Source organism: Cyclobacterium qasimii M12-11B, assembly GCF_000427295.1.
Taxonomy (GTDB): Bacteria; Bacteroidota; Bacteroidia; order Cytophagales; family Cyclobacteriaceae; genus Cyclobacterium; species Cyclobacterium qasimii.
The window spans coordinates 51,060-71,885 of the sequence record NZ_ATNM01000049.1; the positions used below are offsets into that span (position 1 = coordinate 51,060).

Consider the following 20,826-nt stretch of genomic DNA (forward strand, 5'->3'; position numbering starts at 1 on the left):
TTGCGGCCCCATAGGCCTGCATGCACTCGTAGTTCAACTGGATAGAATATCGGATTTCGGCTCCGAGGGTTGAGGGTTCGAATCCTTCCGAGTGCACAAATAAGCTCTAGGATATTGCCTAAGGCACATTATTAAAACTACCTGATAATTTAAGAAATCAGGAGTATATATGAGTTAAATCTTGATTTTAAATAATTTGAGAATTAATAAGATAAAATAACTAGAAGCAAATCAAAACCTGTAAAGAAAATCTTTACAGGTTTTTTTTATGGCTAAAATACTAAAAATGCAGAAAGGTAGGTCTATCGAGTTATTGTTGACGGAATACATAAAACACTTTCTACTTAGCGATTACCAAAGTCTTCGCAGTAGCATGCCGCTAGAAGAACTGAGTGGATATAACGGTTCGTCTTGTGCCACCCCTTCCTGTTTTTCTGCGCCAGTGATTCCGGTTCAAACTGTGCCAGGTTTCTGAGTCAGATCTGGACTTATAACGGTTCGTTTTGTGCCAGTAATTCCGGTTCGAATAGTGCCACCGTTCGACAGTGCTCACCGTACCAATTTGAAAGATCATTTTAAACAGGTTATATCGTAAACAAAAAACGATATGGCCAACCAAATTGATCCTATGGAAATCAAACAAATCATCAGGCTGCATCCTGACGTGAATAGCAACAGGGAAATCGGAAAAACCCTAGGTATATCACGCAATACCCTAAATGCCTACATGAAGCTTTTCGAGGCCTGCAAACACAGCCTACAGGAGTTGTTGGAATTTGAAACCGAATCCCTTTCTGAATTATTTCCATCCCATACCCGCCTCCAGAATTTCTTGCCTGGATTTCTATCTCTTGATTACCTAATAAAACTGAACCCAAAACATCTCCTATTAGCTCACCAAGACTTCCTCCCAATAATGCCTGCAAAAGACTTTCACCAGCATCGATCCTAACATAGGACCAGGTATCAGCTGGTAAGCTAAAATCAAATTTCAGTTCCAATTCCCCATCATATGATGCCAATCCTGCTACTAACCCAGGACTTGCATACATTCTGGCAAATTGACTATTGTCAATTAATGCATTACCAGAATTAGCCACTGAGGCACTATAACATGGCTCCAAACTTAAAAAACCACACCCAGCAATAGACGTCATCCTCTCTGAAGGACTAGTGAACGTGACGCTGGAGGCATTGACTTTTACTGGCTGTGCATTAACACTGAAGGATAGTGCTAAAAAAATAAGCAAAATAGAAATCACATATTTAAAAATAAGAAGCGTAAAAGGCCTAGTTACTAAAGCACCTAAACTATTCATAATCATATAATTACGAGGAAAAATTAAGGTCCAATAATAAAATCTAAGAATCCAATAAACATTTAAAAGAATGAAACACTCTTAAAATAATTATATTTGGAATTCAATAAAAAAAGCAAATAAATATATCAATAACATAACCTTCTTATATTCAATAGAAAACACCTCTATTTCCATTTATAAAAACGTTACTTTTTTAATAAATGGAATGAGTCACTTCTCTCTTCAGTAATAATTTTTAAAAAATAGTTGCCAGAAGGGAACCCGCCTAAATCTGAAAGCGTGTATTTATTCGCATTTTCTGAAAAGCTGAATCCCACAGTTTTAAACATCTTTCCATTGCCAGAATACAGCATTAGAACCGATTCACAAACACCATTTTTCTCTCTACGTATCGTGATATCGTTTTCAAAATTATTTGGATAGATGCTGAAAGTTTTATCTTCATTAGTAAGTTTTTGAACTCTTTTTAATTGGGATACAAATCTGGATTGTCCCAATTCATCATCCACTTCCAGTTTATAGTAATTATTTCCTACAAGAGGATCATAATCTATGAATGTATTACTCAAGACTTGATCACCGGTGAAAGACGCCAATTCCTCAAATTGTAGATCAGTACTTGACCTGTACAAGGTTACTATTTCATTTGGCTTTATTCCGGTAAAAAGCCAATCCAATTTTATCTGGCCTTTATTTATTTGTTCCCCTTCAAACTTTATTATATTAACATTAAGAATCGTTAAAATAGAGCTCAAATCCAATTTCATCGGTTCTTCCGGAGCACAGACACCATCAGGAATATAAGCGATATAAAATACATAAGGATCAAATTCGTCCCTAAATTCCAAACCGTACATGGTTAATTCAGATCCTTCTAATTCATACAAAACATTATCTATTACTTCTCCATCAAAAAGCTGATTTGTCATAGTCTCATCCAGGTACCATTTAAAGTCACCGTTGTCTGGGAAATCTTTAATTGTAGGTTGTAACGTTACAGGATTTACACCTTCCACATAAACATATTTACCGTTCTCATCTATTGCTGCTTCACCAAGGGGTTGAATTTCATAATTTGAAGGTTTAGGCGTAGGATTTACTTTTACTTTAAACCTTACGGGCTCACTTTCTTCTGAGCAAGAAACCGTTGTAGCCTTAACTAAATATATATGTTCACCAGAGGGGAGACTTTCTGTAGTGCGAAAAGTATTTGCAATTCCTAATGAAACTTCACTGTCACCATTCATTTGGTACCAATGTAAATCTCCGCCGGCTTCATTGGAAGGGGTAACACTAACAATTTCACCCTCACATATCTCAAATCCCCCAATTTCGGGGAGTGTTTCCACTACTGGCCGGACAGGTTTTACGGAAACTCCACTAATCTGAAGACTCCCTTCCAAGACCCCTAATCCAAACAATGAAGAAATTCTAATTCCTATTTGATCAATTTCAGCCTCGTCATCACTAATAGGAAATCGGAAAAAATCTCCGGAATCCAATAAACCCAGTACATCCAAATCCAATAGAGAAGATGCTGAAGTAGTGCTGACCTCAGAGCCATTGGAATAAGCGATCAAATCTACATTGTTAAAAAGCCCCAAATCAAGTAATGATTCGTCTATAGCCATACTGATTAAAATTTCATTTCCAGGAGGTATGGAAGTATTGAAATAAATCTTTTGCTCCATAACCCCTGCAACACCTACTGTCCCTAAGGATATTTGAGAAGAGGTATTTTCCAAATCATCATCTATGGCGAGGTGTAAAGATTCAATTTGATCCGCTAATTCAAGGGCATCGAGCGTAATACCACTTCCTTCAAAACTTGTAAATGTTGGCTGATAATCACAAAGGTCGGGAACAATATAAAATGCATGGTACACATCCAGAAAATATTGAGATCCAAAACCAACCCCAGACAGTGCCTGATTTGTTATTAAAATTCTGTCATAGTCAGCATTGGGTGTAATTGCCAAATAACTGTTTCCAAACTCATCATTAACTAAATTGACATAATTATTATCAAAACCATCTAAACTTGATATAGGAGCCATCACTGAGGAAGAGGAAGTTCTTGCCTCAACAACAATTTCTTGACGTCCTAGCAAAACTGACCCTAAGACCCCTGAAAGAAGATCACCAAGACTTCCTCCGAGTAAAGATTGGAGCAAACTTTCATCAGCATCAATCCTTACATAAGTTGTTGTATTTGCCGGTATACTACTATCAAACCTAAGCTCAATCTTGGATTTATAACTACTAATCCCTAATGCAATTCCCGGGCTGGACAAAAGGCGGGCATAAGCCCCATTATCATCCTCAGAATTGGAAATGTTTAGTACAGATTTATCGCAAGACGGCTGAAGAAAGCCACCGCATGGCGAAAATTTGTTTCCAATAATGGCTGTAGAATTTGACGCATATATAGAATCTGCTATCAAAAAAGAATTATGAAAAAGAGCACATATATTGAGTAATAAAAACAATCCTATAATTTTATAAAACCTATTTATAGCCATTTAGAATAAATTAGTAAGTCAAAATTACCTACTTTATTCCGATATATTAACAAATACTAAAATGGTAAAAAAGTTGATAAAAAGAAATAATACAAAATATCGTATACAAAAAACATTTACATGATATTAAGATTATATTTACACTTAACGACCATACGAAAGCTAACATACTTACTACATAGGGTAACAGAATCCTTTTATTAGATAACAAAAAATTAAAATCACAAATTAGAAGGAAAGGCAAAAAATGAAATTTACCCTGATACTATACCTAATAAGAATCCACCTCTCTCCCTTTCAATATCCGGAAATTCAGACAAAACATAAGGCCTCTGGATTAAAATTGAATTAACCCCCTGTATATATTGCCATTTAAATACCCGAAACCACGCTCCTAATTCCACTAGAAACGGAGAGAATTAGAACCCCAACAATGACAAAAATATTTGAAATGTGATTTTCTAGTGGGGCTAGAGTTCAAAATAATTTAAGATTCAATTATGAGAGTCACTAACAAACTTTCAAAATGAGGAGTCAAGAAGGTTTCCTTTACCTATCCAGGCTAAAGTTTGAAAGCACCTACAGTGTCACCCAATACACAAATGACAAAATGTTCCCTTACATCGATTGTCCTTTATCTCTATAACTTTTCTTCCTCAAATTACCCTCCAATTAAACTAAAAGGTTATTAGCAAAAACTAAGGAAGGGTATTTTACTTGGAGCGGCTTCAATGAAAATGATTAAAACTTTCATCTATTTTAATCAATCCTAATAAGATTTACTTCTGAATTGTGATCATTAATAAATACTGGAAATTAAATCTTCTGCCTAAAATCCCTGTTAAATAAGTACAATACCCGTAAAATCCACCCACTTTTTTCAGGTACAATTTATTTTAAAAGGAAATAAATAATACATATCCATTGATTCATAGATATGTACGTGATTGATTTGGATTTAAAAATAAAAAATAAGCAATATCAAATAGGAAGAATACTTCTTAAACGCAATAAATGTAGAAAACACCTTAATTAGGTTTATAACTAAAGCCTATGCAAATTACGAAAAAATGCAATTTAAAAAATCCAACATTTAAAATTAATGGTCATCCTTTAATTAGATTACTATTGGAAAACATGCATTTCTCAAGAACCCCAGCAAATTTCATTTGTGAAAATTTTGCTCCATTAATATGTAATACATAATCTAAAGTCAGTTCACAGCATTTCTGGTAACCTCTTGATTATCTAGCATTTTACAATATGTAAAAACTTTGTTATTAATGCTTTATAAGCTCTTACGTATTTTACTTCTGAAGAAACATCATCTCCACCATTCATCATTAAGCTATGACCGATCCTATTCCCCCCTATTTTTAAATAAAAAACCCTTCAATTTTGGAGACCTTAATTTGAGTTTTTTAATCACTCAATTTTAATTTCAATGAGCAATTAATAAGGATGATAATTATTTAAAAAGTTCGAATTAAAAAAAATTTCTAAAGACTTCTTTCTTTAAAGAATCCTTACCAGGTCAAAATTTCAATGAATAAACCATCTAACAAAATCAAAATATTATTAGTTGAGGATGATTACGCACTTTCTGAAAACATCAGGGAAATGCTGGACCTGCAAGGGTATGACTTAGTAGATGTTTTGGATGAGGCTGAAACAGCATTTCCGATAATTAAAGAGACTCTTCCGGATTTAGTTCTTGTAGACATTATTTTAAAAGGAAATAAAACAGGAATAGATCTTTCTGAGGAGATCAGACTAAAACTCGATATTCCAATTGTGTTCTTAACTTCAGCTTCGGGTCCAGAAATAGCAAAAAAAGTAAAGCATCTTCATCCAGACGGATTCATAACCAAACCATTTACTTTCAATGCTTTAATTACAAAAATTGAATTAGCATTAGAAACCTATAGAAACAAATCAACTGTGCCCAAAAGAAGTACCTCCGAGTTATTTATCCGAGAAAATGGGTGGTTAAAAAAAATTCTAATAGAAGATATTAATTGGATAAAAACTGAAGGAACCTATATACATATCTTGGTCAATGGAAAACAATACACCTTAAGAAGTACTGTGAAAGAGCTAATGAAAAAACTACCTGAAAAACAGTTTTTAAGAATTCATAAATCGTTTATTATAAATTTAAAAAAATAGATGCCCTAAACTCTTCAGCAGTCATAATTGAAGAAAAAGAGATCCCTGTAGGAAGAAACTATTATCAGAATCTGCTAAAAACCATCAATAAACTATCAAGTTAAGTTTTGCTTTGACTAGTCTATAAAATCATATTACACTATAACCTCTTAAAAGTTAAGTATTTTCCGACCGTCAAATGTTCCTATGCTAATAATTCCTGTTAATGAATATAACAGTTTGATTTGTATCAGCATTTGCGGTCATAAAACACAAGCAGTTTCGGTTCGAACTGAGCCATTATTTGGAAAAATTCATCAGGTCATTTTAGAAATTTTAAATATGACCTGGCATATCGCCAAAAAAAGGTAAAATGCCAATCTCCCTCAAGCTATGAACATAAAGGAGATTTTTAGTTTGCTCAGGCTCGGATCAAATAAACAAAGAACAGGTAAAATGTCGGGAGCCCTATTTTATAGTCTGGCTCAAAGAGGGTATTTCCTCTCAGGACAACTGTAATGAATGATGGTATTGATGCCTCGATACTTTATTTAAAAAAGGGAAAAGCACTAGAAAAGCCCATGAATTAACTGTTATTCCATCACTTTGAAAAATTCAGGCAATTTGAGGATGATCCTTATAGCTATCTGCTAATCCTATTAATTCAACCCAAAATATGAAATAGAACTTTAGAAAAACATAAAAAAAGCACCCTTACAAATTTGGCCAGGGTGCTTTCTAATAATTTGAAGTAATAAATAGAAATTAGTTAACAGCTGTCAACAAATTTAATTATATCAAGCTTTCCAACAAACAATTTCTTTAATACCTCTTATGATTCTTTAATCCATTTAAACAAAGTCTGATAGGTAACACCAGTATCCTTACTGAAATCAGCCTTAGTTTTACCTTCAGCTTCAGCTTTCTTCCAGTTAGCAAGTATACTTGCTTTTTCATCTGCTGAATAAGTTCGTCTTCCTCGCGTAGCTGATTTATCAGCTTTTGCATCTACTCCGTAAATAAATTGAATAAGCCCCATTAATTTCGAAGCCTCACTTTTGGAAGTTAATCCTAAGTCATTTAGGTCAGCTATAGCTGAATCTTTTAAATTTTTGTTGTAAATGGATGCGTTCCTTTCTTATGCGCTTCGTCAATTGAATGGAAAATATTTCCATCTGCATCTTCCATATAAACCACAGCGTTGGTTTTAGAAAGGTCTGAATACTTGTTTAAAAATTCTTGAATAGACATATTATATTAATTATTTAGATGATAATACTTGCCAAAGTTACACTATAATTTTCACTTGGATAACAAAATCCATACCGTAAATTATATTTTGTTTATTTTATTTAATTATAACGTACTAAAATGATAAATTGTTTTCATAAGGCTAACAAAAAGTTTGGAAAATAAATTTTTATATTCCCTTTTAATTATGAATTCAGGCGGATTTTCGGAAACGTTAACGATAAATTTGTTAAAGTTTGTTAAATCTGTTCATTTAACGTTAAATAGGATACCGGGATTAATTTTTGAAATTAAGGCTTTAAGCAATTTTTTTAAATTATTTAGGATTTTTAAAACTAAATCGATAAGTTTAAATAGGCTTGTTTCTAACTTGAACGATTTGTTTAAGGTTTCACCCATAAAGTAGGAAACAAAACCTTAGTCCTTGATCGATTATTGCTCATTTATCCAATAAAATCAAGGCCTGCCATAACCTTATTTTCAAAGTTAACCACTTAGAAAATTCATAGTGCGAATTCTTTTTAGATTTTAAATCTGACAGAAAAAAATTACTTATCTGCAAAAACATTTAAAAACTGAATATGGCTTTAATCATTAATTTTATTTGGCAGAGTATAATTTGCCTCTCATTCTTTTACGCCTTTTATTGGGTTTTTCTCAAGGATGAAAAAACTTTCATGTTTAACAGGGTTTATTTATTGATAACGCCTATTTTAGCCATAGCCTTTTCGCTAATCGAAATCCCTGTTTCTTTTGAAAAGCCGAGTATTTCTTTAGAGAACACAGCCTTTCTAAAAGCGTTTGAATTAAACACCCAAAATGAAATAGCTGGAACTTATGGACTACCTGAAGTAACCGTTACTGGAAGTAGGTTACCAACTTTATGGGTATTTACTGACTATTTATATCTTGGTTATCTAATAGTAGTATTATTTTTATTCGCCAAATTTTATTGGCAGTTTATCCAACTAAAAGAAATTTTAAGAAAAGGATGGTACCAAACAACCTACATTTTAAAAGAGAAATATTTCAATGTACCTACTTTTGGCCTTGCGCCAGTATTCTCCTACTTCGACAAGATATTCTGGGATGACGCTATTGTTTTAAGTCCAAAAGAAAAAAGCAAATCTTAATTCATGAAATCGAACATGTCAAGCAAAAACACACCTATGATGTAATTATATATCAGGTCATGTGTAATGTTTTTTGGTTTAATCCTATCATCCACTTAATGCAAAAAGCGTTAATTGATTTACATGAATTTCAAGCTGATGAAAAAGTAATTAAAGATGCTGAGCTTAAAGACACCTACCCAAAGTTAGTTGCCAAGATGGCTTTTCAAGGTTTAGATCTTTCTTTGGGCAATTATTTTATTCGTTCCACAACGCTGAAACGAATTCAGATGATGAAAGCAAACAAAAAACGAATTGGTTTAAGTTAGGAATGTTGATTCCCTTAATGGTTATGGTTTTTGGTTTAATTTCCATGAAAACCAACAGCAGCATTATTTCCTTGAATAACTATTCTACACAACCCATCTCTTTTCTGAAAAATCAAATTGAAGCTTTTCAAGATTCATTGGCGGTTGGTATTAAATTGAAAAGTATTAAAAACCCAACACACTATGAAAGCATTGGAAAACTGAACCATGAATCGCTCAATGTACAGGTAGGCGAATTGTCATATGAGTTTACTGGTATCAAAAGTCAGCAAGAATACTTAAAAGTGCTTAGTTTGGTTGAAGCATTAAGACCCAATTCTACACTCAATAAAAAATACGAAAATGCCTACCCCTACTACGCTATAGACCATAAGCCAGAGCCAAAAATAGGTTGGGAAGCTTGGGAGAATTATTTAACTAGTAAAATTCCTGCAGCACTTATAGATGAAATACATGTAGAGGGTGGAAATGTTGAGTTGGAGTTTGTTATAAACCAAGAGGCTAAAGTAGTAAACGCCTCCATCAAGAAAAGTTTAGGCCAGGAGATTGATCAAATTTTATTAGCAGCCCTTACAAATACTGAAAGTCCAGCTTGGCAGCCAGGTAAGAACGCAAACGAAATTAAAGCAGTTATAATAAATGCTAAAATTGAAATACAAAAGCTGAATCAAAATGAAAACAGCTTAGCATTACCGACAAAAAGTAAAACACCTACGATCAATGGTACTCAGGATGATTTTCTCAATACATTTCCCGAAAATCTAGCAATAAAAGTTAAGGATGATCTCAAATCCGGAGCAATTACACTTGGCAACCCATTCAAAAACCATTTGGCCAAAATGCTTTCTTTTCCAAAAGGAACTATAAAAGAGGGCATATCTGGTACTGCAATAGTTAGGCTTAAAACAAGTTCTGAAGGCGACTTAACAGATATATCCTTTATACAAAGCATTAGTCCACAATTTGAAGAATCCATAATAAATGTTTTAAAAGATGCACCAAATCTAATACCAGTACTTCAAAAAAATGAATATGAATTGTTCTTACCAATCTCTTTCAAAATAAATAGGGCAAGCATAAATAATGTAATCCCAAGTTTGGATAAAGCATATGGAGATGTTATTTATATAAATGGCTTTAAGGCACAAGAAAAGAGATTAACTAGTGATCCTTTAAAATCACCTGGAGAAGAAATTCCAGTCCATATTCTTAAAGAGGGCTTGGTTTCCTTCAATGGTGTAGCCATGCCTATAAATTCAAGTCTATCGGATATTATCAATGTTTATATCGGTTATTACACCATCAATCCGCAATTGATAATTGTCGGGCTTTCTGCTGGAAAAAACATTAAAATGGGTGAGGTACAAAATGTGCAGGCAGCACTTAAAAAAGCTGGAATTAATAAATTACACTTTTATGGAGAAGCAAATCAAACTGAATTAAATCCCATGAATACCCCTGTATTTATTATTGACGGGATACTACAAGTAAATCCCGATAATATGGATTATCCTAAACCTGAAGAGATCGACTCCATTTCCATGGTCAGTTCAGACAAATTGCATTTGTATGGGGAAAAAGCCAAAAATGGCGCAATTGTTATCAAAACAAAACAATAAATTCGATTGTCCAATTTCATTAGATAATTTGGCTGAAACACAGTTCTAACGTTACTTAAACCTACCTTTTGGTAGGTTTTTTTATATATTGCAGTAGTAATAATTCTAATCAAAATATAAAATGACCTACAAATCCTTTTTTTGCTTGTTTTTAATTTCACTTCTTCCTGGCTTAACATTTGGGCAAAGAAACACAAACGAAATTGAATCAAAAGTTCCTGAATATTCTATTCCCGACATCTTCGTAAACTTAAAAGGACAAGAAATAAATACCATACAAGATTGGGTACACCTCCGAAGACCTGAAATTGTAAATCTTTTTGAGGACAATGTTTATGGCAACATGCCAGAAGCCATTGATGCCATAAACTTCACTACGGTCAATGAAAATAAAATGGCAATGAATGGAATGGCTACCCTTAAGGAGGTAGACATTGAGGTTACCAATAAAACCCAAAAGGTAACCATGAGGTTGATCCTTTTCATTCCTAATAAAACCATTAGTCCTGCTCCAGTTTTTTTATTAATCAATCATAGGGATCCTGAAAACATTGATCCTACCAGAAAAACTAAAATGGGTTTTTGGCCAGCAGAGGAAATAGTTAAAAGAGGGTATGCAGCAGCAACTTTTCATGTTAAAGATGTTTCTGATGATGACAAGGTGACCTTTAGTGAGGATATTCTAAGCAAATTGTACCCAGAAGAATTAGAAAAAGAAAATGGGCTTCGCGGCTTAGGTGCATGGGCTTGGGGCGCCATGCGTGCCATGGATTATTTTGAGACGGCACCAGAAATAGATGCAGAAAAAGCAGCTGTTATCGGACATTCCAGAGGTGGGAAAGCATCTCTATGGACAGGAGCATCGGACCCAAGATGGGCCATCACCATATCAAATGAGTCTGGATGCGGAGGTGCTGCAATGTCCAGAAGACAGTTTGGAGAGACTGTGAAGATAATTAACACCGTTTTTCCTTATTGGTTTACAGACAATTTCAGCAAATACAATGACAATGAAGCGCTCTTACCTATAGACCAGCACATGCTTATAGCTTCAATTGCCCCTAGAGCAGTCTATGTTGCCAGCGCATCTGAAGACCTATGGGCTGATCCCAAAGGAGAGTACACTTCCTTACAATTGGGTACTCGCGTACACAGGGAGATCTACAATATGGAAGGAAACTTTCCTAAAGAAATAAATGCAGCAGGCAACCCTGTACACCTACCCTATGCAGGACACCACATTCGTGAAGGGAAACACAATTTGACTCCTTACGATTGGAATTTATTCATGGATTTTGCTGACAAACATTACGGCATTAATAGTGAAAATTGAAAGACGAATTTTTCTTCAAAATTCCACTAAACTAACTGGGCTAGCTCTGGCTGGCTCAGTTATCCTTCCCTCAATTTCCAAAGCAAGTCCAATTACCAGGAATAATTACGAAAGGGATCTGGGAATGAAATTGTGCCTGGCTTACTTTTGGGGCATAGAAACACATAAAACCGCCCTTTCCCGGCAAATGGATGTAATGGGTGCAGTTAGCCCAATACATGCTAATTTGGCTGGCCTGCCAGGAGAAAAAGACAATTCAAGAAAGGTAATCAAAGCCATCAAAAATGCCTGGGACAAGGAAGGCCTATCCCTGAGGGTGGTAGAAGGGCCTCCTTTTCTTGGTACAAAAACCAAACTTGGTCTACCCGGACGAGATGAGGAAATTGAAAACTTCATCACTTTAATGAAAAATTTGTCACTTGAGGGCATAGATACCATCTGCTACAATTGGATGCCGGTGATAAGCTGGGCACGCACTTTTTTAGATAAACCTGGTCGGGGTGGTGCTATGGTGAGTGGTTTCAACTCTGCGGCCATTCTCCGAAAAGCACCCATTACTGAATATGGGGTTTTATCTCCTGAATTAATGTGGGAAAACTTAAACTATTTCCTTCAGGCAGTAGTTCCGGAAGCCGAAAGGTTTGGCATTAAACTGGCCTTGCATCCTGATGACCCACCTGTTGACAATATCCAGGGCATACCACGTATAATTACCTCGGTTGAAGCATTTAAGCGGATGTTGGCACTTTATCCAAGTGAAAACAACGGCATCACTTTCTGCCAGGGCAGCTTTGCCTCCATGGGAAGCGGTGACCAACAAGTAGACATTCCTGAAGCCATACGGGATTTCGGGAAAAGGAAAGTCATTCATTTCGTCCATTTCAGAGATGTAAGGGGAGACAAAAACAACTTTGAGGAAACTTTCCATGATGAAGGAAAAACTGACATGTTTGCTGCAATGAAAGCTTATCATGAAATAGGTTTTAAAGGTCCCATGCGCCCCGACCATGTCCCCACTATGGCTGGAGACAGTAACGACAAACCTGGTTATAGTACTATAGGGACCCTATTTGCTATTGGATACATAAGAGGGCTTATGGAGGGTGTAGGAAAATCCCAGGGCTGAAATAATTAATGATTCGCCACCATCCATTTTTTCCTAAAGAAAGAATGTGAAATGCTTATGCTTCTATAAATTTTATTTTCTTGTAACTTAACTTTTCCTTAACATATCTATTGGATCACTTAGATAACATTATGTATATTCTATATTCACCGAATATATTCAATATAAGTATATGATATAGTGGTCTTTTCCTTACCTTTCTAGTAATAAATAAAAACTATTATATGAATCGCTGGCTAAAGTATTCTCTCCTTTTTATAGGTACCCTCATTGTATTGATTCTGATCTACGGTACTTATCAATTTCGAGACAGACATAAGGGATATAACCTGGACCTTTCATTGATGAATGAAGGAGATGGCAATCTCTCTGCAGGCTTTGCTATTGCGGACATTAGCCCTGTGGGGTTTGATACCTGGGAAGATGTAAATGGCGATGCCAGGTTCAATGAATCAGATGGCGATTATTACAACGATCTCAATCAAAATGGCAAATTTGACCCGATTTGGGTAGCAGGTTTTCACCAGAATAAGCCCGCATCCGGGATTAATGATCCTTTATGGGCAAGGTCCATGGTTCTAAATGACGGTAAAATAAAATTAGGGCTATGCGTTATCGACATGATAGGCTTTGGGAATGATGAAGTCCTTACGGTAAGAAAACGAATTCTCGAACAAACAGACCTTGATCATCTTATCATTACAAGTACCCACGTGCATTCTTCTCCAGACATGATGGGCATGTGGGGTCCTGATCCTTTTACAAGAGGTGTAGATGAAGGATATAAAAACCTGGTTTTTGACGGGATCGTATCATCTGTATTGGCAGCCTACAACAATCAAAAACCGGCTTACTTAAAATTTGCTATCAATGAAAGTGATGCTGCTCCTCTTGTAGGAGATACCAGGGCTCCGGAGGTTTACGATGCTGCTATAAGGTTAATGCAAGTGGTAGAAAAAGGATCCAATAAAACCTTGGGAACAATTATGAACTGGGGCAACCATCCTGAAACGCTTTGGTCTCAAAATACGCTGATAAGTTCAGATTTCCCTCATTATTGGCGAGAATACATGGAAAATGGGATCGTATACAATGATTCTCTTTACCATGAAGGACTGGGGGGTGTTTCCATATTTATGAATGCTGCACTTGGAGGCCTTATGACAACAAGGCCAAGTGATCCTTTGCTCCACCCCTATTCTCAAGACACACTTAAAGAAGCAACTATAGCAAAAATAGATGCTCAAGGAATGGCTTTAGCTAAAATCAGCTTTGAAACCATGGACAAGGGAATGGATACAGTCTATAACAGTAGCATGTCATTGCGTGCTAAAACAGTGGTTCTTCCAATGGCCAATAAGCTTTTTAGACTCGCTTCTTTTATTGGGGTTTTTGATAGAGGCTTTATCTCCTGGGGCAATGTTAGGTCTGAAGTGAATGTATGGAAACTAGGCCCTGCTACGTTTGTGCATATCCCCGGCGAACTCTATCCTGAAATCCTCAACGGAGGAGTAGAAGCTCCTGAAGGGGCTGACTTTGGAATAGCCCCTGTCGAAGTCCCTGCCATCAAAAGTCAAATGCCAGGTAAGTTTAAATTCTTTAGTGGAATGGCCAATGACATGATCGGCTATATCGTGCCTAAAAGTCAATGGGATGAAAAAGCACCTTTCACATATGGGAGAGAAAAAGCACCTTATGGTGAGGTTAACTCCCTTGGGCCCGAAACAGCTCCAATACTACACCGAGAGACTTTAAAATTATTGCAGGACCTTTCAAAAACAGCTACTAACTTAGAGAAAAACTAACCAAAAATATCTTGATATGAATAGCAAAGCACAATCGGTGGAAGCCTATCTTGAAGAGATTCCAGAGGAAAGAAAGGTTGCTTTTTTTTCAACTGAGGGACACAATTCTCTCCCAACTTCCTGAAGGTTTTGAAGAAACAATGAGCTATGGCATGATTGGCTATGTAGTTCCTCATGAGCGGTACCCGGCAGGCTACCATTGTAATCCTAAATTGCCCCTACCCTTTGTGAATATTGCCAATCAAAAGAATTTTCTGGCCATGTATCACTTATGCATTTATGCCAATGATGAGTTAATGAATTGGTTTAAACAAGAATACCCTAAACACAGCAGTGCTAAACTAGATATGGGTAAAAGCTGTATTCGATTCAAAAAACTGGACCAAATACCCTTCGCTTTAATTGGCGAACTAATAGCAAAAGTGAGTATGGAAGAGTGGATAACCACTTATGAAAATAGCATTAAAAAAAATAGGGTTGGAAAAATCTCCAACCCTATTAAATATGCTATAAGCTTTCGCTTATTATTTTTTTGCAATGTATTGCAACAAGTCTACTACTTTGTTAGAGTAACCCCATTCGTTATCATACCAAGCTACCAATTTCACGAAATTATCGTTCAACTGGATTCCAGCTCCTGCATCAAATATAGAAGTTCTTGGATCTCCGATGAAATCATTAGAAACAACTGCATCTTCAGTGTAGCCCATGATTCCTTTAAGGTCACCTTCAGCAGCTTCCTTCATTTTAGCACAAATCTCTTCGTAAGTAGCACCTTTAGCTAATCTTACAGTAAGATCTACTACAGATACATCAGGAGTTGGTACTCTGAAAGACATACCGGTTAGTTTTCCGTTCAATTCAGGAATAACTTTACCTACAGCTTTAGCTGCACCAGTAGAAGAAGGGATGATGTTTTGTCCAGCTCCTCTTCCGCCTCTCCAGTCCTTCATAGAAGGTCCGTCAACAGTTTTTTGAGTAGCAGTAGTAGCATGTACAGTAGTCATAAGACCTTCTACAATACCCCAGTTGTCATTGACAACCTTAGCTAGTGGAGCAAGGCAGTTAGTAGTACAAGATGCATTGGAAACAAATACCATATCAGAAGTATAAGTGCCTTCATTTACACCCATTACTATCATAGGCGTGTCATCTTTTGAAGGAGCTGACATTACTACTTTTTTAGCACCTGCATCAATATGACCTTGCGCTTTTTCTTTCGTCAAGAATAAACCTGTAGATTCTACAATTATTTCTGCACCTACGTCAGACCATTTCAAATCAGCAGGGTTTCTTTCAGCTGTTACTCTGATGGCGTTACCATTAACTATTAATTGACCATCTTTCACTTCTACATCACCTTTGAACTGGCCATGAGTAGAGTCATATTTTAACATGTAGGCCATGTAATCAACATCTATTAAATCATTGATGCCTACTATTTGAATATCTTCTCTTTCTTGAGCGGCACGGAAAACGAGTCTTCCAATTCTACCGAATCCATTGATACCTACTTTAATTTTTTCCATAATGTTTATTGTCTATTCTATGGTTTAAAAGATTACTTTTTTTGTTGTTCACCGCTTTGGAAATAAAATGAAGTTCTAGTGCTGAACAATTCAAAATTAGCCAAAAGGGCTATTTGATCTTTCCTTCCGAAATTTTCAATGGTCAAATTTATAAAAATTAAATTTATCATTGAAATTTTGTATTTGAATAGTTGTAAAAACTTAACATTTATCCAACAAAACTACCGTTCTGAAAATTTATCTTAATTTTGGCCTTCACATTGAAAACTTTATGGAAGAATTAGATCAAATGCAGATCAATTTTGGGGAGGATTCTCTTTTATTAATGAATGTATCCTTGGCGGTGATCATGTTTGGAGTCGCACTAGAAATCAAACTTTCTGATTTCAACTATATATGGACCAAACCTAAATCATTTTTTTTAGGTATTGTCTCCCAATTTCTTTTATTACCATTCTTAACCTTTCTTTTGGTTCTTTTAATCAAACCCACTCCTAGTGTTGCCTTGGGAATGTTTCTGGTGGCAGCATGTCCAGGAGGTAATATTTCAAATTTCCTTACCAACTATGCAAAAGGTAACGCTGCACTGTCTGTAAGTCTTACGGCTTTTGCTACATTAAGTTCTGTTTTACTTACCCCATTTAATTTTGCTTTATGGTCTGGATTGTATGGTCCTACTGCCCTCTTACTAAAAAGTATTAGCCTTGATTATGGGGATGTATTTGAAACTGTAGCACTTATTTTAGGAATACCGTTAATCTTAGGCATTTATATCAATCAATACAAACCAGAAATAGCTCAAAAAACAGCCTCAATCTTGAAACCCTTAAGTGTTGTCATATTTATAAGCATCGTGATTGTCGCCTTTTATAGCAATTTTGATCTCTTTATAAAGGTTATTGGATGGGTGTTTGGGCTGGTTTTAATACATAATATTATTGCATTAGGCTCTGGGTTCAGCTTATCAAAGATTTTCGGATTAAACCTTGAAGACACCAAAACACTTACAATTGAAACAGGGATTCAAAACTCCGGCCTAGCGCTGGTTTTGATTTTCAATTATTTCGATGGCCTGGGTGGTATGTCTATTATCGCAGGATGGTGGGGAATCTGGCACATCGTCTCAGGGCTAATAATAGCTTCACTTTGGAAAAAATACCGCTATGAGGCAAAGACTGTTTAATGATTTTTTAAACGGGATTGTAAAAACGGCCCTGTGGTTTTACTTTTCTGAAATTAAAGTAAAAGGAAAATGGAAAGACTATAAGGATGACCCAATCATCATTATAGCCAACCATCAGAATGCATTATTGGATCCTTTGTTGATCGCTACCTTCATCAATCTAAAACCCCATTTTTTATCAAGGGCTTCAGTATTTAAAAACCCTATTATTGCTAAAATACTGGCTTTTATTCGAATGGTGCCAGTGTTTAGGATTAGAGATGGGTTTGGAAGTATTCATGGAAATAAATCTAGCTTTTCGTTTTGTGAAAAGGTATTGAAAAACCAAGGGAAGATCCTCGTATTTCCAGAAGGTAATCACAGTCTCAAACGCCAGGTGAGACCATTAAGCAAAGGCTTCACCAGGATTGTTTCTGAGGCTTTACACAACGATCCTGAGATGGATTTAAAAATACTACCCATTGGCATAAACTACCAGGCGCACCAAAAGTCCGGATCTAAGGTGTTATTAGACATCGGAGAACCTATCTCAGCGAAGCAATACATTGGCCAGGAAAGAATATTGCTTAAAAAAGTGGAAAAGGAATTACAATCTTTGACTTTACACCTTCCTGAAGAAACTTACAATGAGTCCCTTAAAATGATCCTTCGATCCAATACGGACATCACTGCTTGTCGATGGGGGGTTGAATCTTCCTTATTAGCCTCTGTGGCCGATGCTAAAAAAGGACACCATCCAAAATGGAAAAATTGGTTTTTTAAGGCCATGCATTTTCCGCTTTGGATAATTTGGAAATCTTTAAAACCAAAGATAATAGACACCGTATTCTACGGTACTTTCAAGTTTTGTCTGGGCTTAGTGGTTGCTCCAATTTATTATCTTAGTGTTTTTTATTTCATTTACACTTTCACTTCATTAAGCACCGCTATAATTTGTATCTTACTAATGCTTCTAAGTTTAAAGTTTAACCGAAATTGGTACAACCAAACGGAAAAGGACTTGATCAAAAAGAGATAGGTAGAAACAAAGCGCTTAATAGTAATAAAATGTCAAATATATCATTGATTATAGAGGAAAGGGCGGCTTCTATAGGGAAGTTTTTGGTAGGAAGATTATTGCCTTTTGTACAAAAAAGAGCTGTTGGCCCATTCGTTTTCATAGACCATATGGGCCCAGTCCAATTGGATAAAGGACAAAACCTGGATGTCCCCCCTCATCCACATATAGGACTTTCTACGCTCACTTTTTTATTTGAAGGATCCATTTTGCACAAAGACAGTTTGGGTACCTCAGTAGAAGTTAAACCTGGAGAAGTGAATTGGATGACAGCCGGGAAGGGCGTTGTCCATTCTGAAAGAACGCCCGATTACCTAAGAAAAGTAGACAAAAGCCTCCATGGTTTGCAAATATGGGTAGCGCTGCCTAAAAACCTGGAACAAATGCCCCCTTCCTTTTCTCATATCTCTGCAGAAGAAATTCCAGCATGGGAACAAGAAGGCGTTAAAATGAAATTAATTGCTGGCAAAGCTTTTGGAAAGAAATCACCAGTGCCCACCTACAGTAAGTTGTACTTTTTAGAGATAAAAAGCACTAAGACTGCAGAATTAACCTTGGGAGATCATTTATTTGGGGAAAGTGCGCTGTATATTCTGAATGGGGGAATTAGTGCGGAGGGTAATACTTATGGCCCTAAGCAATTATTGGTTGCAAATGACAGTAAATTATGTTCTTTTACCATGGCAGAGAATTCCACAGTGTATCTTTTTGGTGGTGAACCCTTCCCAGAAGAACGGTATATTGACTGGAACTTTGTCTCCTCAAACAAAGAAATAATCAAAGCAGCCAAATTAAAATGGGTTGACCAAAAATTCCCAAAAGTACCTGGTGAAACAGATTTTGTTCCTCTTCCCCTTCCAAGGTCTGCTAAATAATCCGTCATTAAATTCACCTATCAAAGCCAAGTTTGAGATAACATTCAAAGGTTCTTGAAGAAAAATTAATTTCCTTAAAACAACACGTTATAGAAGCTATTTACCGGGATGGGTTTGCTCACACAAAGATTAAAAGTATATTTGAAGGCTTTGAGCCTGGAGTTCAACCATTCACTAAAGTTGTAATGTAAACGAATACAAGGTAACACTATGGAGTACAGACGACTATTAGAGAATAACAAAGTTTGGGTTAAAAAAAAGTTGGAGCAGGACAGTGACTTTTTCGAAAAACTTTCCAAAGGTCAAAAACCAAAGCATCTTTTCATTGGCTGTAGCGATAGTAGGGTGACCGCTGAAGAACTTTTAGGTGCCGATGCAGGAGAAGTCTTTGTTCACAGAAACATTGCCAATTTGGTCCCCAACAATGACAATAATTCAGCTTCTGTCATAGAATACGCTGTAGGTCATTTAGAAGTAAGGCATATTATTGTCTGCGGTCATTACCTATGTGGGGGAATAGCTGCGGCATTGGAATCAAAAGATCTTGGAATATTAAATCCTTGGCTGAGAAACATCAGGGACGTTTACCGTTTACATTTTCAAGAGCTAAATTCAATTTCGGATGATCAGCAAAGGTACAATCGATTGGTTGAGCTGAATGTTCAAGAGCAATGCATAAATGTGATAAAAATGGCCGTTTGGCAAAAGAGCTTTCTCAAAAATGGAGGGCCAATTATCCATGGGGTTGTTTTTGATATCAAAACAGGAAATTTGATCGACCTGGATATTGACATCAATCATATACTACAAGAGGTTAGAAATATCTATGACCTGGGAACAGAACTGATTTAGAGAAATCAACTGCCCCTATTATATAGAAAAGGCATGTCACAACTTTAGTATATCAGTCTAATAATTTTTACTCTGCAGTCCAGGGTAACTTTACTGCAGATTTCACTTTGGGAAACAAAACATGGTCTGCTTCGCCAAAAAGAACCAAGGTGTACACATCATCAGCTCGGACATTCTCTTTTAATAACTGCAAGGTTTTGCCAGTGATTGAAACATCATCTACAATTAAGATCCGATGATGACCGAAAAAATCCCACTCTAAAACCTCTTCAATTTCTGAGGAAGAGAGTGAAAAGTCCCCTTGATCATTTTTATTCCCTAAGTTTATTAATTTTAGTGTTACGCCCAATTGATGCGCAATCATAGCTGCTGGTGCTTTGCCCCCTTCCGAGATTCCTAAAACCAAATCAATTTCAGGAAAATTGAAACCATGTAGCGCATCACTAATGGCACCAAATGAAATATCTAAAGAAGACTTCATAATTATATTTTAAACCGTAATGTTGAGATTGAACCCGAGATATAAAAAGCCAAGTCATTTTGGGGTGAATTCATTTCAAATGCTGACATTTCCGAAATAACACCTTCAGATTCAAAGTATTATTAAAATAAAAATCAATTCTTCAAAACCTGTAACAATTAAAGCTATTTGAATTTATCGCATAAAAAGACAAAAGGGATTGGGCAAAAATCTTAACACATTACCACTTAATTCAACCCAATTTTATGACAAATCCATTCCCAAACTAAACTACTTTAATCT

General features: G+C 36.0%; 18 protein-coding genes, 1 tRNA gene and 1 pseudogene. 14 read left to right on the forward strand and 6 right to left on the reverse strand.

Annotated features, from left to right (window positions below; translation table 11 throughout):
- The first annotated feature begins 22 nt into the window (after window positions 1-22).
- Together ADICYQ_RS04560 and ADICYQ_RS27035 are read left to right on the forward strand one after the other, a co-directional pair.
- Window positions 23-96, forward strand: a tRNA-Arg gene (locus ADICYQ_RS04560).
- A gap of 172 nt (window positions 97-268) precedes the next feature.
- Window positions 269-475 (forward strand): hypothetical protein, encoded by a 207-nt coding sequence (locus ADICYQ_RS27035; protein ID WP_146948049.1) that lies wholly within the window; start codon window positions 269-271, stop codon window positions 473-475.
- Between the two features lie 172 nt (window positions 476-647).
- Here ADICYQ_RS27035 and ADICYQ_RS04565 read toward each other — a convergent pair whose 3' ends face one another.
- Entirely contained in the window at window positions 648-1,250 is a 603-nt protein-coding gene (locus tag ADICYQ_RS04565) for a hypothetical protein (protein WP_161625575.1), read from the reverse strand.
- A gap of 257 nt (window positions 1,251-1,507) precedes the next feature.
- Entirely contained in the window at window positions 1,508-3,844 is a 2,337-nt protein-coding gene (locus ADICYQ_RS04570) for a T9SS type A sorting domain-containing protein (RefSeq protein WP_040414545.1), read from the reverse strand.
- Window positions 3,845-5,389: 1,545 nt separating this feature from the next.
- Here ADICYQ_RS04570 and ADICYQ_RS04575 point away from each other — a divergent pair.
- Window positions 5,390-6,013 carry a LytR/AlgR family response regulator transcription factor gene (locus tag ADICYQ_RS04575; protein ID WP_020892367.1) on the forward strand — a complete coding sequence of 208 codons (624 nt, stop codon included), beginning with the start codon at window positions 5,390-5,392 and terminating at the stop codon, window positions 6,011-6,013.
- Between the two features lie 811 nt (window positions 6,014-6,824).
- On the opposite strand, the gene ADICYQ_RS04580 is transcribed toward ADICYQ_RS04575, so the two are convergent.
- Entirely contained in the window at window positions 6,825-7,031 is a 207-nt protein-coding gene (locus ADICYQ_RS04580) for a transposase (protein WP_020892369.1), read from the reverse strand.
- Between the two features lie 65 nt (window positions 7,032-7,096).
- Window positions 7,097-7,243, reverse strand: coding sequence for a hypothetical protein (locus ADICYQ_RS27360; protein WP_020892370.1), 147 nt, complete (start codon window positions 7,241-7,243; stop codon window positions 7,097-7,099).
- 677 nt (window positions 7,244-7,920) lie between these two features.
- Between ADICYQ_RS27360 and ADICYQ_RS04585 the strand changes: the two genes are divergently transcribed.
- The 7 genes and pseudogenes from ADICYQ_RS04585 to ADICYQ_RS29540 form a co-directional block, all read left to right on the forward strand.
- The gene (locus ADICYQ_RS04585) at window positions 7,921-8,376 is read left to right on the forward strand and encodes a hypothetical protein (RefSeq protein ID WP_161625576.1); all 456 of its coding nucleotides are present in this window, start codon (window positions 7,921-7,923) and stop codon (window positions 8,374-8,376) included.
- Window positions 8,377-8,384: 8 nt separating this feature from the next.
- Complete coding sequence (locus tag ADICYQ_RS04590; RefSeq protein WP_235114382.1) at window positions 8,385-8,684, forward strand: M56 family metallopeptidase; 300 nt, start codon at window positions 8,385-8,387, stop codon at window positions 8,682-8,684.
- Window positions 8,685-8,728: 44 nt separating this feature from the next.
- Entirely contained in the window at window positions 8,729-10,303 is a 1,575-nt protein-coding gene (locus tag ADICYQ_RS04595; RefSeq protein WP_152520458.1) for an energy transducer TonB, read from the forward strand.
- Window positions 10,304-10,424: 121 nt separating this feature from the next.
- Entirely contained in the window at window positions 10,425-11,636 is a 1,212-nt protein-coding gene (locus ADICYQ_RS04600) for a glucuronyl esterase domain-containing protein (RefSeq protein ID WP_020892374.1), read from the forward strand.
- 124 nt (window positions 11,637-11,760) lie between these two features.
- Entirely contained in the window at window positions 11,761-12,762 is a 1,002-nt protein-coding gene (locus ADICYQ_RS04605; protein WP_235114372.1) for a mannonate dehydratase, read from the forward strand.
- Between the two features lie 224 nt (window positions 12,763-12,986).
- Window positions 12,987-14,567, forward strand: coding sequence for a neutral/alkaline non-lysosomal ceramidase N-terminal domain-containing protein (locus tag ADICYQ_RS04610; RefSeq protein ID WP_020892377.1), 1,581 nt, complete (start codon window positions 12,987-12,989; stop codon window positions 14,565-14,567).
- 140 nt (window positions 14,568-14,707) lie between these two features.
- Window positions 14,708-14,929: pseudogene (locus tag ADICYQ_RS29540) on the forward strand (DUF1801 domain-containing protein); the annotation flags it as partial.
- Window positions 14,930-15,091: 162 nt separating this feature from the next.
- Here the strand turns inward: ADICYQ_RS29540 and gap are convergent.
- On the reverse strand, window positions 15,092-16,096 hold the full coding sequence (gap, locus tag ADICYQ_RS04620) for a type I glyceraldehyde-3-phosphate dehydrogenase (protein WP_020892378.1): 1,005 nt from the start codon (window positions 16,094-16,096) through the stop codon (window positions 15,092-15,094).
- Window positions 16,097-16,367: 271 nt separating this feature from the next.
- On the opposite strand from gap, the gene ADICYQ_RS04625 reads away from it, so the two are divergent.
- The 4 genes from ADICYQ_RS04625 (at window position 16,368) to ADICYQ_RS04640 (ending at window position 20,063) form a co-directional block, all read left to right on the forward strand.
- Window positions 16,368-17,279 carry a bile acid:sodium symporter family protein gene (locus ADICYQ_RS04625; protein WP_020892380.1) on the forward strand — a complete coding sequence of 304 codons (912 nt, stop codon included), beginning with the start codon at window positions 16,368-16,370 and terminating at the stop codon, window positions 17,277-17,279.
- The gene (locus ADICYQ_RS04630) at window positions 17,260-18,297 is read left to right on the forward strand and encodes a 1-acyl-sn-glycerol-3-phosphate acyltransferase (RefSeq protein WP_020892381.1); all 1,038 of its coding nucleotides are present in this window, start codon (window positions 17,260-17,262) and stop codon (window positions 18,295-18,297) included. Before ADICYQ_RS04625 ends, ADICYQ_RS04630 begins: the two co-directional genes overlap by 20 nt.
- 29 nt (window positions 18,298-18,326) lie before the next feature.
- A complete protein-coding gene (locus ADICYQ_RS04635) occupies window positions 18,327-19,211 on the forward strand; it encodes a pirin family protein (protein ID WP_040414578.1) in 885 nt (294 codons plus the stop codon).
- A gap of 210 nt (window positions 19,212-19,421) precedes the next feature.
- Window positions 19,422-20,063 carry a carbonic anhydrase gene (locus ADICYQ_RS04640; protein WP_040414555.1) on the forward strand — a complete coding sequence of 214 codons (642 nt, stop codon included), beginning with the start codon at window positions 19,422-19,424 and terminating at the stop codon, window positions 20,061-20,063.
- A gap of 67 nt (window positions 20,064-20,130) precedes the next feature.
- Here the strand turns inward: ADICYQ_RS04640 and ADICYQ_RS04645 are convergent, their stop codons facing one another.
- Window positions 20,131-20,544 carry a phosphoribosyltransferase family protein gene (locus ADICYQ_RS04645; RefSeq protein ID WP_020892384.1) on the reverse strand — a complete coding sequence of 138 codons (414 nt, stop codon included), beginning with the start codon at window positions 20,542-20,544 and terminating at the stop codon, window positions 20,131-20,133.
- Between the last annotated feature and the right edge of the window lie 282 nt (window positions 20,545-20,826).

Excerpts from the sequence above, each read along its gene's own strand:
- ADICYQ_RS04610 (WP_020892377.1), top strand. The coding sequence starts at position 12,987 with ATGAATCGCTGGCTAAAGTATTCTCTCCTTTTTATAGGTACCCTCATT.
- ADICYQ_RS04645 (WP_020892384.1), bottom strand. The coding sequence starts at position 20,544 with ATGAAGTCTTCTTTAGATATTTCATTTGGTGCCATTAGTGATGCGCTA.
- ADICYQ_RS27360 (WP_020892370.1), bottom strand. The coding sequence starts at position 7,243 with ATGTCTATTCAAGAATTTTTAAACAAGTATTCAGACCTTTCTAAAACC.
- ADICYQ_RS04605 (WP_235114372.1), top strand. The coding sequence starts at position 11,761 with ATGAAATTGTGCCTGGCTTACTTTTGGGGCATAGAAACACATAAAACC.
- ADICYQ_RS04630 (WP_020892381.1), top strand. The coding sequence starts at position 17,260 with ATGAGGCAAAGACTGTTTAATGATTTTTTAAACGGGATTGTAAAAACG.
- ADICYQ_RS04640 (WP_040414555.1), top strand. The coding sequence starts at position 19,422 with ATGGAGTACAGACGACTATTAGAGAATAACAAAGTTTGGGTTAAAAAA.
- ADICYQ_RS04625 (WP_020892380.1), top strand. The coding sequence starts at position 16,368 with ATGGAAGAATTAGATCAAATGCAGATCAATTTTGGGGAGGATTCTCTT.
- ADICYQ_RS04580 (WP_020892369.1), bottom strand. The coding sequence starts at position 7,031 with ATGGGGCTTATTCAATTTATTTACGGAGTAGATGCAAAAGCTGATAAA.
- ADICYQ_RS04595 (WP_152520458.1), top strand. The coding sequence starts at position 8,729 with ATGAAAACCAACAGCAGCATTATTTCCTTGAATAACTATTCTACACAA.
- ADICYQ_RS04585 (WP_161625576.1), top strand. The coding sequence starts at position 7,921 with ATGTTTAACAGGGTTTATTTATTGATAACGCCTATTTTAGCCATAGCC.
- ADICYQ_RS04575 (WP_020892367.1), top strand. The coding sequence starts at position 5,390 with ATGAATAAACCATCTAACAAAATCAAAATATTATTAGTTGAGGATGAT.
- gap (WP_020892378.1), bottom strand. The coding sequence starts at position 16,096 with ATGGAAAAAATTAAAGTAGGTATCAATGGATTCGGTAGAATTGGAAGA.
- ADICYQ_RS04570 (WP_040414545.1), bottom strand. The coding sequence starts at position 3,844 with ATGGCTATAAATAGGTTTTATAAAATTATAGGATTGTTTTTATTACTC.
- ADICYQ_RS04600 (WP_020892374.1), top strand. The coding sequence starts at position 10,425 with ATGACCTACAAATCCTTTTTTTGCTTGTTTTTAATTTCACTTCTTCCT.
- ADICYQ_RS04635 (WP_040414578.1), top strand. The coding sequence starts at position 18,327 with ATGTCAAATATATCATTGATTATAGAGGAAAGGGCGGCTTCTATAGGG.
- ADICYQ_RS27035 (WP_146948049.1), top strand. The coding sequence starts at position 269 with ATGGCTAAAATACTAAAAATGCAGAAAGGTAGGTCTATCGAGTTATTG.